General features: G+C 70.6%; 13 protein-coding genes. 6 read left to right on the top strand and 7 right to left on the bottom strand.

The window, feature by feature from the left end; translation table 11 throughout:
- Positions 1–96 precede the first annotated feature (96 nt).
- Positions 97–714 carry a YqgE/AlgH family protein gene (locus BLW83_RS13050; protein ID WP_090848708.1) on the bottom strand — a complete coding sequence of 206 codons (618 nt, stop codon included), beginning with the start codon at positions 712–714 and terminating at the stop codon, positions 97–99.
- 136 nt (positions 715–850) lie between these two features.
- Between BLW83_RS13050 and BLW83_RS13045 the strand changes: the two genes are divergently transcribed.
- Positions 851–1,651: a protein-disulfide reductase DsbD domain-containing protein gene (locus BLW83_RS13045; protein WP_090848664.1), complete on the top strand. Its 801-nt coding sequence runs from the start codon at positions 851–853 to the stop codon at positions 1,649–1,651.
- Here BLW83_RS13045 and BLW83_RS13040 read toward each other — a convergent pair.
- Both BLW83_RS13040 and BLW83_RS13035 read right to left on the bottom strand, forming a co-directional pair.
- Positions 1,630–2,460: a uracil-DNA glycosylase gene (locus tag BLW83_RS13040; protein ID WP_090848663.1), complete on the bottom strand. Its 831-nt coding sequence runs from the start codon at positions 2,458–2,460 to the stop codon at positions 1,630–1,632. The two genes, BLW83_RS13045 and BLW83_RS13040, sit on opposite strands and share 22 nt — an antisense overlap.
- 52 nt (positions 2,461–2,512) lie before the next feature.
- Complete coding sequence (locus BLW83_RS13035) at positions 2,513–3,472, bottom strand: L-threonylcarbamoyladenylate synthase (RefSeq protein ID WP_090848707.1); 960 nt, start codon at positions 3,470–3,472, stop codon at positions 2,513–2,515.
- Between the two features lie 116 nt (positions 3,473–3,588).
- Between BLW83_RS13035 and BLW83_RS13030 the strand changes: the two genes are divergently transcribed.
- From BLW83_RS13030 to BLW83_RS13015, 4 genes are all read left to right on the top strand, one after another.
- Positions 3,589–5,280, top strand: a complete 1,692-nt coding sequence (locus BLW83_RS13030; RefSeq protein WP_090848662.1) for an acyl-CoA dehydrogenase — start codon at positions 3,589–3,591, stop codon at positions 5,278–5,280.
- Entirely contained in the window at positions 5,277–6,326 is a 1,050-nt protein-coding gene (locus tag BLW83_RS13025) for an MBL fold metallo-hydrolase (RefSeq protein ID WP_090848661.1), read from the top strand. The genes BLW83_RS13030 and BLW83_RS13025 overlap by 4 nt, the downstream gene beginning before the upstream one ends.
- Positions 6,327–6,392: 66 nt before the next feature.
- Positions 6,393–6,557, top strand: a complete 165-nt coding sequence (locus BLW83_RS13020) for an aa3-type cytochrome c oxidase subunit IV (RefSeq protein WP_090848660.1) — start codon at positions 6,393–6,395, stop codon at positions 6,555–6,557.
- 72 nt (positions 6,558–6,629) lie between these two features.
- Positions 6,630–7,283 (top strand): type 1 periplasmic-binding domain-containing protein, encoded by a 654-nt coding sequence (locus tag BLW83_RS13015; RefSeq protein ID WP_245728863.1) that lies wholly within the window; start codon positions 6,630–6,632, stop codon positions 7,281–7,283.
- Between the two features lie 93 nt (positions 7,284–7,376).
- Here the strand turns inward: BLW83_RS13015 and BLW83_RS13010 are convergent, their stop codons facing one another.
- The 4 genes from BLW83_RS13010 to greA are packed head-to-tail and all read right to left on the bottom strand — an operon-like array spanning position 7,377 to position 9,907.
- The gene (locus BLW83_RS13010; protein ID WP_090848659.1) at positions 7,377–7,706 is read right to left on the bottom strand and encodes an AzlD domain-containing protein; all 330 of its coding nucleotides are present in this window, start codon (positions 7,704–7,706) and stop codon (positions 7,377–7,379) included.
- Positions 7,703–8,497 carry an AzlC family ABC transporter permease gene (locus tag BLW83_RS13005; protein WP_090848658.1) on the bottom strand — a complete coding sequence of 265 codons (795 nt, stop codon included), beginning with the start codon at positions 8,495–8,497 and terminating at the stop codon, positions 7,703–7,705. Before BLW83_RS13005 ends, BLW83_RS13010 begins: the two co-directional genes overlap by 4 nt.
- A 26-nt stretch (positions 8,498–8,523) precedes the next feature.
- The gene (locus BLW83_RS13000) at positions 8,524–9,444 is read right to left on the bottom strand and encodes a hypothetical protein (RefSeq protein ID WP_090848657.1); all 921 of its coding nucleotides are present in this window, start codon (positions 9,442–9,444) and stop codon (positions 8,524–8,526) included.
- Positions 9,437–9,907 (bottom strand): transcription elongation factor GreA, encoded by a 471-nt coding sequence (greA, locus tag BLW83_RS12995; RefSeq protein WP_090848656.1) that lies wholly within the window; start codon positions 9,905–9,907, stop codon positions 9,437–9,439. The genes BLW83_RS13000 and greA overlap by 8 nt, the downstream gene beginning before the upstream one ends.
- Before the next feature lie 244 nt (positions 9,908–10,151).
- Here greA and BLW83_RS12990 point away from each other — a divergent pair, with 244 nt between their 5' ends.
- A complete protein-coding gene (locus tag BLW83_RS12990) occupies positions 10,152–11,807 on the top strand; it encodes an electron transfer flavoprotein-ubiquinone oxidoreductase (RefSeq protein WP_090848655.1) in 1,656 nt (551 codons plus the stop codon).
- Positions 11,808–11,852 lie beyond the last annotated feature (45 nt).

The raw sequence follows: 11,852 nt of genomic DNA, 5'->3' as shown, positions 1-11,852 counted from the left end.
ATCCCCCCGAGGATATTTGCGTGATGAAGAACCCCGCCCCTCTTTGGTGTGGAAATATCCTGGGGGGAGCGCGCAGCGCGGGGGGCAAAGCCCCCTTCAGGCCCGCCCGGCCGAGGCCGACAGCGCCAGCGGATCCACCCCCAGCGATTTCAGCGCGTCATGCCATTTGCGGCCATTGTCGGCGCCGAAGATCAGATCGTCGCCGACCTCGGCGGTCAGCCAGCCGTTGGCAAGCATTTCGCTTTCCAGCTGTCCCGCGCCCCAGCCGGTATAGCCCAGCGACAGCACCGCGCGGTCGGGGCCGCGGCCCTGCGCGATGTCTTCCAGGATGTTGCGGGTCGTGGTCACCCCCAGTTCCAGCCCGCCGATGCGGACGCGGCCCAAGCCTTCGTCCTCGGGCTCGTCGCCGGGCAGCGGGTGCAGCACAAAGCCGCGCCCCGGCTCGACCGGGCCGCCGAAATGCACGGGGACCGGGGGATCCTCGTCCCCGGTCGGGATCCCCAGCTGGTCCATCAGCTCGGCAAAGCCGATGTCGGGCAGCGGCTTGTTGAGGACAATTCCCATCGCGCCTTCGTCGCCATGTGCGCAGATCAGCACCACCGCGTGGGCAAAGCGCGGGTCGGACATGCCCGGCATCGCGATCAGCACCTTGCCGGTCAGATTGTCGCGGGCGGCGCCGCGATCATCGGCGGCAGGGATCGGGGTGTCGGTCATGGGGCATCCTTTCCTGTGCAACATCGGCATCCCCTGCCCGCGGCGCAAGCCCTGCGGGGTGGCGCCCGCCGCCGCGCGGCCGGCCATGGCGCAGTTGTGACTTTCGCCCAGTCGCCGCCGCACCTACATCCGGGGCATGAGCTTTCGCACCGCCCTTGTCGCCCCGTTTCTGGCCGCCCTGCTGGCGCTGCCCCTTGCCTCTGGCGCGCAGGATCTGCCGCCGGGGCTGACATCGGCCCGTCTGCTGCCCGCCTATCCCTCTGCCGCGGGCACCTGGATGACCGCGCTGGAACTGAAGCTGCAACCGGGGTGGAAGACCTACTGGCGCAGCCCCGGCGACAGCGGCGTGCCGCCCGGGTTCGACTGGGACGGCGCCGGGAACATCACCGCCGCCACGCTGCACTGGCCGGTGCCCGAGATCATCGAATCCGCCGGAGAGCGCACGCTGGGCTATCACGATGCGCTGATCCTGCCGATCGAGATCACCCCCGCCGCCCCCGGCGCGCCCCTGACCGGCCGGGTCGGGGTCGAGCTGGGCCTGTGCGAATCGATCTGCGTGCCCGCGCATCTGACGCTGGACGCGCCTGCGCTTGCCGAGACCCCCGACCCGGGGATCGAGGCTGCGCTGGCCCAGGTGCCGCAGCCTCAGCCCGCGTTGCTGGACTGCCGGGTGACCGAGATCGAGGACGGGCTGCGCGTCGCCGTCACGGCACCCGCCGGCCCGGGCGAGGATGTCGCGGCGGCGCTGGAACATGACGATGGCGGGATCTGGGTATCCTCGCCCGACATCGCCGAATCAGGGGGGCGGATCACCGCGACCTCGGATTTCGTGGCGCCCTCGGGGAAGCCCTTTGCGCTGGACCGGGACGCGGTGCGGCTGACGCTGGTCGACGGGTCCGGCGGCGCGGTCGAATATCAGGGCTGCGCGCCGGGCTGAAGCCGGGCCTGAAGCGACAGCAGGTCCACCCAGGAATCGCGCTTGGCGATGGGGTTGCGCAGCAGATAGGCAGGGTGCGTCATCGGCAGCACCGGGCGGTCGAAACCTTGCGTCCATTGCCCGCGCAGCCGCAGGATCCCCTGCCGCCCCAGCACCGCCTGACAGGGGGTGTTGCCCATCAGCACCAGAAAATCCGGCGCCGCCAGCTCGACGTGGCGGGCGACAAAGGGCAGCATCGCGTCGATTTCCGCCTGTTCCGGGCGGCGGTTGCCGGGCGGGCGCCAGGGCAGCACATTGGTGATGTAAAGCGCGCGTTCCGCATCCACCGCCTGCCGCGACAGGCCGATGGCGGCGAACATCTGGTCCAGCAGCTGCCCGGCGCGCCCGACGAATGGGCGGCCCTGCCGGTCCTCTTCCTCGCCCGGGGCCTCGCCCAGGATCATCACCCGCGCACCCGGGTTGCCGTCGGCAAAGACAAAGTTGCGGGCGCCCCGGCGGATGTCGAGCCCGTCGAAATCCTGCATCAGCGACGCGAGTTCGGACAGGCTGCCGGCACGGGCAGCCATCGCCGTGGCCTGCGCCGGCAGGTCGATCTGGGGCGCGGGCGCCGCGGCGGCGGGGGCGGCGGGCATCCCGGGCAGCGCCGGCTGCGGAGCGGGCGGCGCGGGGGCGGGGGCAACCTCGGCGTAGCGGTCCACCGGCGCGTCAAGGATCGGCTCGTCCGCGCCCATCTCGCGCTGCCAGTCCAGCAGCGCCAGCGCGGTGGCGGCGTCAACTTCGATGTCTTTCCAGATCGGCGCGGCGGTCATGGGCGCAAGGCTAGGCGCAGGGGCGCGCCGCCGCAATGGCGCGGCGCCCGGGTCACCGCGGCGCCGCCGCGCGGGCCAGCCGGTCGTTGATCGCCAGCCCCAGCCCCTGCGCGGGGATCGGCGCCACCGCGATGGGCAGGCCGCGGCGGTCGGCCTCGCGCAGCACGTCGAACAGCCGGGCGGCGGCCTCGGCCAGATCGCCCGAGGCGGACAGCGTCAGATCCCCGGCCACCGGGCCGAAACCGATCAGCGTCTCGCCCGCCTGCGCCTCTTGCGCGTCCAGCCGGACCGGGGCCGCGGGGGCGTAGTGGCTCAGCAGCTGGCCCGGCGAATCGGGCGTATCCCCGCCCATGGCGGCGCGGGCCAAGGGGTGGCCCAGCACCGCCTCGATATCCTCGGCCGCGATGCCGCCCGGGCGCAGCAGCACCGCCGCCCCGTCCCGCCAGCCGATGATGGTCGATTCGACCCCGACCGGACAGGCGCCGCCGTCCAGCACCGCGGCGATGCGCCCCGCCAGCCCGCCGTCCGGGTCCAGCACATGCGCCGCCGTGGTCGGGCTGATCCGCCCCGAGGCGTTGGCCGAGGGCATTGCCAGCGCCAGCCCCGATTCCCGCAGCACCGCCTGCGCCAGCCTATGCGCCGGCACCCGCAGCCCGACGCTGTCCAGCCCCGCCGTCACGATCCCGGCGATGCCCGCATCCGCCCGCAGCGGCACCACCAGCGTCAGCGGCCCGGGCCAGAATGCGCGGGCCAGTGCCTCGGCCTCGCCCCCCAGCACGCCGATCCGCCCGGCGGCCGCCATATCCACGCAATGCACGATCAGCGGGTTGAACGCCGGCCGCCCCTTGGCCTGATAGATCCGCGCCACCGCCGCCCCGTCGCGGGCATTCGCGGCCAGCCCATAGACCGTTTCCGTCGGCAGGGCGACGGTCGCGCCATCGGCCAGCAGCCGCGCGGCGCTGGCGATGCCCTGGGCATCGGGACGCAGGGTCAGGGTGGGGGCTGCGGGCATCTTGTCCTTTGCGGGCTTGCGGCGGGCCGGCGGGTCATTAGGGTTGCGGCCGATGAACGGACATACGCGCATGAGGCCGGATTGCAACGCCCTGCGCCGCATACGAGGAAACGCCCATGGCCTATCGCGCGCCGGTCGAAGACATCGCCTTTATCCTGGACTCTGTCGTGCCCCTGTCCGGCATCGCCGCGACCGAACGCTTTGCCGAGGCCACCCCCGACACGGTTTCCGCGATCCTGACCGAGGCCGGGCGCATGGCGACCGAGGTGCTGGCGCCGTTGAACCGCAACGGCGACCTGACCCCGGCGCGGCTGGAAAACGGCGCGGTGCGGTCCTCGCCCGGCTTTGACACCGGCATGGCGGCGCTGGCCGAGGGCGGCTGGATCGGGCTGTCGGCGGACCCCGAATACGGCGGCGCCGGGTTGCCGCACACGCTGAACGTCGCCGTGGGCGAAATGATCGGCGGCGCCTGCCTGGCGCTGCAACTGAACCCGCTGCTGACCCAGGGCCAGATCGAGGCGTTGCAGCACCACGCCAGCGACGAGCTGCGCGCGCTTTACCTGCCCAAGCTGATTTCCGGCGAATGGAACGGCACCATGAACCTGACCGAGCCGCAGGCGGGTTCCGACGTCGGCGCGCTGACCACGCGGGCCGAACGCAGCGACGACGGCACCTATCGCGTCACCGGGCAAAAGATCTTTATCACCTGGGGCGACAGCGACGTGAACGAAAACACCTGTCATCTGGTGCTGGCGCGCCTGCCCGACGGCGGCAAGGGCACCCGCGGCATCAGCCTGTTCATGGTGCCGAAATACATCCCCGACGAAAACGCCAAGCCCGGCGTGGCCAACAGCCTCAAGGTGGTGTCGGTCGAACACAAGATGGGCATTCACGGCTCACCCACCTGCGTGATGAGCTTTGAGGCCGCGCAGGGCTGGCTGGTGGGCGAGGAACACAAGGGCATGGCCGCCATGTTCACCATGATGAACGCGGCCCGGCTGGCGGTGGGGATGCAGGGCGTCGCCGTGGCCGAGGCCGCGTTGCAGCAGGCCGCCGCCTATGCGGCCGAGCGTGTGCAGATGGGCGCGATCATCACCCACCCCGACGTGCGCCGGATGCTGGCGGTGTCGCGGGCCGAGGTGTTCGCCGCCCGCGCCATCGGGCTGGCCTGCGCGCAGGCGCTGGACATGGCCACCGCTACCGGGGATGAGACTTGGTCCGCCCGCGCCGCCTTTCTGACCCCGATCGCCAAGTCCTACGGCACCGACACCGGCTGCCGCGTGGCCGATGCGGGGGTGCAGGTCCACGGCGGCATGGGCTTCATCGAGGAAACCGGCGCCGCGCAATATCTGCGCGACGTGCGCATCACCCCGATCTACGAAGGCACCAACGGCATCCAGGCCATCGACCTCGTGCTGCGCAAGATGATGGACGGGGGCGAAATGGCGCTGGCCCTGCTCGACGAGGTGGCGGCGGGCGCCGATGCCGCAGCGCCTGCGCTGCCCGACCTTGCCACGCCGGTGGCCGAGGCCGCGCAGGCGCTGCGGGCGGCGACGCAATCGCTGCTGGCGGCCTCGCAGCCCGACCGGCTGGCGGGGGCAACGCCCTATCTTGCCGCATTCGCGCGGGTGCTGGGCGCGCATTTCCACCTGATCGCCGCGCAAAAGGGCGCGGGCGCGCGCGAGGCGCTGGCCCGCATCTACATCACCCGCATCCTGCCCCGGAACGCCGGCGACCTGGCCGAGGCCGCGGCCGGCATCGACCAGCTGACCGCGATTCCCGACGACGCCTTTGGATTGGGCGCATGACCGCGCCCACCCGCGCCGCGCAGGGCATCCGCCACCCATGGCCCGAGCCTCCGCCCGAGGGCGAGGCAATCGAGGTGGCCAACGGCGTGCTGTGGATGCGCCTGCCGCTGCCGATGCGGCTGGATCACGTCAACGTCTATGCGCTGCGGGACGATGACGGCTGGACGGTGGTTGACACCGGCTTTGACACCGGCCGCACGCGCGAAATCTGGGGGCAGCTGCTGGCCGGGCCGCTGGCGGGTGCGCCGGTGGTGCGGGTGCTGGCCACCCACCAGCACCCCGACCATATCGGGCTGGCCGGCTGGTTCGTCGAACAGGGGGCCGAGCTGTGGACCAGCCGCACCGCGTGGCTGTTCGCCCGGATGCTGGCGCTGGACGTGCAGGACAACGCCACCGCGGAACAGATCGCCTTTTGGCGCCGCGCCGGGATGGACCCCCAGCGGCTGGCGCAGCGCGCGTCCGAGCGACCGTGGAACACCTCGGACGTGGTCTACCCGCTGCCGCTGGGTTTCCGCCGCCTGCGCGAGGCCGAGACCGTGCAGCTGGCCGGTCGCCGCTGGCTGGTCGCGATGGGCGAAGGCCACGCGGCCGAGCATGTCACCCTGTGGTCGCAGGACGACAATCTGGTGATCGGAGGCGACCAGTTGCTGCCGGGGATCTCGCCCAACCTCGGGGTCTATCCGACGGAACCTGGGGCGAACCCGGTGCAGGACTGGCTGGACAGCTGCGCCCGGCTGGCTCCGCTGGCGCGGCCCGACCAGCTGGTGCTGCCCGGCCACAAGCTGCCATTCACCGGCCTGCCCCAGCGGCTGGCGCAGCTGGCAGAAAACCACGAATCGGCCCTGCGCCGTCTGGCGCGGACACTTGCTGACGGCCCCCGCACCGCTGTCGGCTGTTTCGACGTGCTGTTTTCGCGCCGCATCGGGGACGCCGAATACGGCCTCGCGCTGGTCGAGGCAGTGGCGCATCTGAACGCGCTCGCCGCTCGCGGGATTGTGCGGCAGGATGGCCACGACGCCCATGGCGCGGTGTTGTGGAGGGCGTGACAGCGCCCCCTTATTGGGCTAGCCATGGGCGCGACAGGACAAAAAGCCGCAGGGGACCGACCACAGATGGCCACGACGCATGATTCCACCCATCCCGCCGCCGCGCATGTGCCGGGCACGATGGACGCCACCGCGCAGCAGCAGACATTCGCGGGCTTTGTCCGTTTCATGGCCTGGGCGGGCGGGCTGTCGATCGCCGTGGTGATCTTTCTCGCGCTCGCCGGCGCCTGACGCCACCGATTCCGACGCAACCACAAGACGGCCGCCGCCCGGCAGGGACGGTGGCTTGAGGGACTGACAATCATGCTGATGCAACGGCGCGCTTTCCTGGCGCTGACCGCGACCGCCGCGGTGGCCGCCTGTGCCGAACGCACCTGGGACGACGACGACGCGCTGCGCGCCGCCCGCCACACCACGACCGAGCCGCCCTCGATCACCCTGTTCACCGTCATCGGCATCCCCCGCGGCGAAGGCGGGCATTCCGCGCTGATGGTCAACGGCAGCCAGCGGGTCATCTACGACCCGGCGGGCAGCTGGGAACACCCCCGCATCCCCGAACGCAACGACGTGCTTTACGGGATCACCGACAATTTCAAGCGCTTCTACATCGACTACCACGCGCGCGAGACCTATTGGGTGGCCGAAGATACCATCCTTGTCCGCCCCGAAATCGCCGAGGCCGCGATCCGCGCGGTCGAGGCGCAGGGGCCGTCGCCCAAATCCTTTTGCGCGGTGAACACCGGCAAGGCACTGGCCCGCGTCCCGGGGTTCGAGGCGGCGCCGACCGGCTTCAGCCCGCTCAAGCTGCGCAACTGGTTCCTGACCCTGCCGGGCGTGCAGTCGAAACGCCACCAGGACGGCGACCCCGACAACAACCACGACGTGCTGCTGCGCCAAAAGGACGGCTCGATCGAGGGCTATCAGAACGGCCGGCTGATCCGCACCGGCGGGCGGTAAGCCGCACCCGGGCGCGGCGCGGCGATCTTCTGTCTGAAAATATCCCTCGGGATCGTCGTATACCACGATGGGGGCGCGAAGCCCCGGCTGACGTCAGCCCAGCCAAAACCCCGTGCCCAGCACCGCCCCGCCCGCGATGATCGCCCACAGGGTGCTGCGGGTCAGCAGCCCCGCCGCGACGGTGGCGGCGGCCGAGGCCAGCCGGATCGGGTCGGGGCTGCCTGCGGTCGCCTGCGGCCACATCACCAGCGGCGCCACCAGCGCCGGCAGCACCGCGACGGCGGTATAGCGCAGCCAGCGCGCGGCCCATGCCGGGACCGGGCGGCTGCCCGCGGTGCCCAGGAACGACCAGCGCAGCAGGAACGTCCCCACGCCCAGCGCAAGGATCACGAACCAGATCTCGGCGTTTGAATATCCGCTCATCCCCGGCTCTCCTTTGCCAGCTGCCGGGCGGCGGCGCGGCGGGCCTGCCAGCCCTCGACCCAGGCGCCCGCGACCATGCCCAGCGACCCCGCGACCAGCACCCCGGTCCCCGAGGGCAGCCCCGACAGCACCAGCGCCGCGATCACCGACACCCCCGCCGCCGCGACATGGGCCATGGTGCGCAGCATCGGCGCGATCAGCGCCAGAAAGGTGATCGGCACCGCGAAATCCAGCGGCCAGTCCGCCGGGATCATCTGCCCCGCAGTTGCGCCGACCCAGGTGAACACCATCCACGGCAGGCACAGCAGGGGCGAGGCCCCCAGCAGATAGGCCATCCGCTCGGCCACGGTCATCTGCGGATCACGCTCGAATTTCTGCATCCCCAGCCCATAGGTCTGGTCCACCAGCAGATAGGCGATCGCCGCCCGCTGCCAGCCCGGCGCCCGCCCCAGCCACGGGGTGAGCGAGGCCGAATACATCGCCATCCGCAGGTTGATCGCCAGCGAGGACAGCAGCACCACGATCACCGGGGCGTGTTCGCTCATCAGCTGGACGGCGCTGAACTGCGAGGCTCCGGCCAGCACCAGCACCGAAAACCCCATCACCTGCCGGATATCCAGCCCCGCGGCCGTCGCCACCACCCCGAACAGCATCGCAAAGGGCACCAGCACCAGCAGGAAGGGCAGCGAATTCAACGCCCCGGCCAGCGCGGCGCGGCGCAGCGAGGGGTTGCGGCGCCGCGGCGCCGCGGCCGGGTCCGCCGCTGTCGGCCCGCTGTCTTTCGCCGGCATCCTGTCCGCCGGCCCGGATCGTGACATCAGCCGAACATCCCCGTCACCTGCGCCAACAGCGCGAAACCGCGACCCGAGCGGGTGTCGGACAACAGCGCCAGCGCCTCGTCCGAAAGTTCCGGCGCGATACGGGCAAGAGTGCGGTCGTATTGCCGCAGGAAATGATGCGCGGCATCGCGAAACACCTCGTCCGAGCGGATCAGCCCGGCGGCGATTTCCGCGCTGGCGCTGTCGCCGCTGGCCAGCGACGCCAGCGCCGGGCCGCGCTCGCCCTCAAGGAACCGCCTCCACAGCGGCGCCGACAGCGCGGCGCGGTCCAGGTCGTCGGCGTAGATCCCGTGTTTCGCCAGCAGCGTCACCACGTCCTGCGCGGCGCGGATGGTGCGGGCGGCCTCGGGGTCGGCCAGCGAGGCCCGCAGCGCGGCGATGGCGCGGTGGTCGTCGGGCCCGTCGGGAAAATTCAGCGCCGCGATCAGATCACCGGGCGCGACCGCGACCGCGGCTGGCTGTTCAAAGGGCAGGTCGCCCTGCTGCGTGTCGGCCCCCCGCGTTTCCGCCGCACGCACCGGGCGCGCGGCGGCGCGGGGCTGGGCTGGCCGGGCGGACGCAGCGGCGCGAACCGGCGGCGCATCGGACGCCGAATCATCGCCACCGCCAGCACCACCGCCCCGCATCAGATCAAGCTGCGCGCGCAACAGCAGCGCGTCGCTGCGCAGCCCCGCGATGGTTCCGGCCAGCGCGACCGCCAGCCAGATCAGCGCCACCGGCCCCAGCACGCCGACCAGCGTCAGCAGCCGCGCCAGGCCGGACAGCGGCGCACCCTCGGGGCCGAACAGCCAGAACAGCGCCACCAGCAGCAACCATGCCCCCGTCACCGCCGCGCCCACGACCACGGCGCGGTCGCGGCCGGCGGTCAGCCGGTGCAGCCATCCGGTCAGCTCATTCATAACGGATCGACAGGATCTCGTAGCTTTTCTGCCCGCCGGGGGTGACGACATCGACGCTGTCGCCCTCGTCCTTGCCGATCAGCGCGCGGGCCAGCGGCGAGCGCACGTTCAGCAGCCCCCGTTCCAGATCGGCCTCTTGCTCGCCGACCAGCATATAGGTCTTTTCCTCGTCGGTGTCCTCGTCCACCAGCGTGACCCGGGCGCCGAACTTGATGCTGCCGGACAGTTTCGCGGGGTCGATCACCTCGGCGCGCGAGATGACCATCTCAAGCTCCTTGATCCGGCCCTCGATGAAGGACTGTTTTTCGCGGGCCGAGTGGTATTCGGCGTTTTCCGACAGGTCGCCATGCTCGCGCGCCTCGGCGATGGCGCGGATCACCGCGGGGCGGTCCTCGGCCTTGAGCGTGCGCAGCTCGGCGTCGAGCTGATCGAACCCGGCGCGGGTCATCGGTATCTTTTCCATCCGGTCCTCGTGTAGAAACGCCCCCGGCCTTGGGCGAGGGCGTCAGGCTGGGGGCGTCGTCGTTTTGCGGCATCGTGGCGAAGCCGCGTTTTGCAGCATCGTGGCGCAGCCATTGGGCCGACGCAAGCGCCCTGCTGCCCCCGCCGGCTGCTTGCCGCCGGTGCAATAGCAATTGTTTCAAGGCGCGATCCCCCTTATGTCGGGGGCGATTCCCAGCCGAAAGACGCCACAGGAGGACGAAACCATGACCACGATCGAACGCGAATCGATGGAATTCGATGTCGTGATCGTCGGTGCGGGGCCCGCCGGCCTGTCGGCCGCGATCCGTCTGAAACAGATCGACGCGGATTTGAACGTGGTGGTTCTGGAAAAAGGATCCGAGGTCGGCGCCCATATCCTGTCGGGCGCGGTGCTGGACCCCTGCGGGCTGGACCGGCTGATCCCCGACTGGCGGGACCGCGGCGCCCCGATCCGCACCGAGGTCAAGGCCGACCACTTCGTCATGCTGGGGCCGGCCGGCTCGATCCGCATCCCGAACTGGCCGATGCCCAGGCTGATGTCGAACCACGGCAACTACATCGTCAGCATGGGCAATGTCTGCCGCTGGCTGGCCGAGCAGGCCGAGGAACTGGGCGTCGAAATCTTTCCCGGCATGGCCGCATCGGAACTGGTGATGGACGGCGAGCGCGTGGCCGGCGTCGTCGCCGGCGAGATGGGCAAGGAAGCCGACGGCACCCCCGGCCCCAACTATGAACCGGGGATGGAGCTGCGCGGCAAATACGTCTTTATCGCCGAGGGCGTGCGCGGCAGCCTTGCCCGCCAGCTGATCGAGGGCCGCGGCCTGTCCCAGGGCCACGAGCCGCAGAAATTCGGCCTCGGCATGAAGGAAATCTGGGACATCGACCCCGCCAAGCACAAGGAAGGCACCGTCATCCACACGATGGGCTGGCCGCTGGGCAAGAACGCGGGCGGCGGTTCCTTTATCTATCACGCTGAAAACAATCAGGTGCTGATCGGCTTTGTGGTCCATCTGAACTACGAAAACCCGCATCTGTATCCTTATATGGAGTTCCAGCGCTTCAAGCATCACCCGATGGTCGCCGAGCTGCTTGAGGGCGGCAAGCGCGTGGCTTACGGCGCGCGGGCGATTTCCGAAGGCGGCTGGCAGTCGATTCCGAAACTGACCGTGCCCGGCGCGGTGCTGCTGGGCTGTTCGGCCGGGATGGTGAACGTGCCGCGCATCAAGGGCAACCACAACGCCATGCTGTCGGGCATCGCCGCGGCCGAGGCCGCCGCCGCCGCCATCGCCGCCGGACGCGAGGGCGACGAGCTGGCGGAATACGAGGCCGACGTGCGGTCCGGCCCCATCGCCCGCGACCTCAAGCGGGTGCGCAACGTCAAGCCGGCGTGGTCGCGCACCGGCATGATCGGCTCGCTGATGCTGGGCGGCATCGACATGTGGGGCGCCAGCCTGTTCGGCGGCAACATCCTGGGCAACTGGAAACACGGCAAGACCGACGCCGCCGCTACCGGCAAGGCCGCGAAGTTCAAGCCGATCGACTATCCGCGCCCGGACGGGAAACTGTCCTTTGACCGGCTGACCAACGTCGCGTTTTCCTTTACCAACCACGAGGAAAGCCAGCCCAGCCACCTGAAGCTGAAAGATCCCTCGGTCCCGATCCGGGTGAACCTGCCCGAATACGCGGAACCGGCGCAGCGCTATTGCCCGGCCGGGGTCTATGAGGTGGTCGAGGATGCCGCCGTCCCCGAGGGCGCGCGCTTTGTCATCAACTTTCAGAACTGCGTCCACTGCAAGACCTGCGACATCAAGGATCCCACGCAGAACATCGTCTGGACCACGCCGCAGGGCGGCGACGGCCCCAACTACCCGAACATGTGAAGGGCGGCAGACCGCCGCCCGCGCCCGCGCGGCGTTGCCGCCGGG

Origin of the sequence: Paracoccus alkenifer (assembly GCF_900108405.1) — a bacterium.
Lineage (GTDB): Bacteria > Pseudomonadota > Alphaproteobacteria > Rhodobacterales > Rhodobacteraceae > Paracoccus > Paracoccus alkenifer.
This window is presented reverse-complemented; position numbering and strand designations above follow the sequence as displayed.

Bases quoted from the DNA above. Each gene is read 5' to 3' on its own strand.
- BLW83_RS13050 (WP_090848708.1), bottom strand. From the start codon at position 714: ATGACCGACACCCCGATCCCTGCCGCCGATGATCGCGGCGCCGCCCGC.
- BLW83_RS13045 (WP_090848664.1), top strand. From the start codon at position 851: ATGAGCTTTCGCACCGCCCTTGTCGCCCCGTTTCTGGCCGCCCTGCTG.
- BLW83_RS13040 (WP_090848663.1), bottom strand. From the start codon at position 2,460: ATGACCGCCGCGCCGATCTGGAAAGACATCGAAGTTGACGCCGCCACC.
- BLW83_RS13035 (WP_090848707.1), bottom strand. From the start codon at position 3,472: ATGCCCGCAGCCCCCACCCTGACCCTGCGTCCCGATGCCCAGGGCATC.
- BLW83_RS13030 (WP_090848662.1), top strand. From the start codon at position 3,589: ATGGCCTATCGCGCGCCGGTCGAAGACATCGCCTTTATCCTGGACTCT.
- BLW83_RS13025 (WP_090848661.1), top strand. From the start codon at position 5,277: ATGACCGCGCCCACCCGCGCCGCGCAGGGCATCCGCCACCCATGGCCC.
- BLW83_RS13020 (WP_090848660.1), top strand. From the start codon at position 6,393: ATGGCCACGACGCATGATTCCACCCATCCCGCCGCCGCGCATGTGCCG.
- BLW83_RS13015 (WP_245728863.1), top strand. From the start codon at position 6,630: ATGCTGATGCAACGGCGCGCTTTCCTGGCGCTGACCGCGACCGCCGCG.
- BLW83_RS13010 (WP_090848659.1), bottom strand. From the start codon at position 7,706: ATGAGCGGATATTCAAACGCCGAGATCTGGTTCGTGATCCTTGCGCTG.
- BLW83_RS13005 (WP_090848658.1), bottom strand. From the start codon at position 8,497: ATGCCGGCGAAAGACAGCGGGCCGACAGCGGCGGACCCGGCCGCGGCG.
- BLW83_RS13000 (WP_090848657.1), bottom strand. From the start codon at position 9,444: ATGAATGAGCTGACCGGATGGCTGCACCGGCTGACCGCCGGCCGCGAC.
- greA (WP_090848656.1), bottom strand. From the start codon at position 9,907: ATGGAAAAGATACCGATGACCCGCGCCGGGTTCGATCAGCTCGACGCC.
- BLW83_RS12990 (WP_090848655.1), top strand. From the start codon at position 10,152: ATGACCACGATCGAACGCGAATCGATGGAATTCGATGTCGTGATCGTC.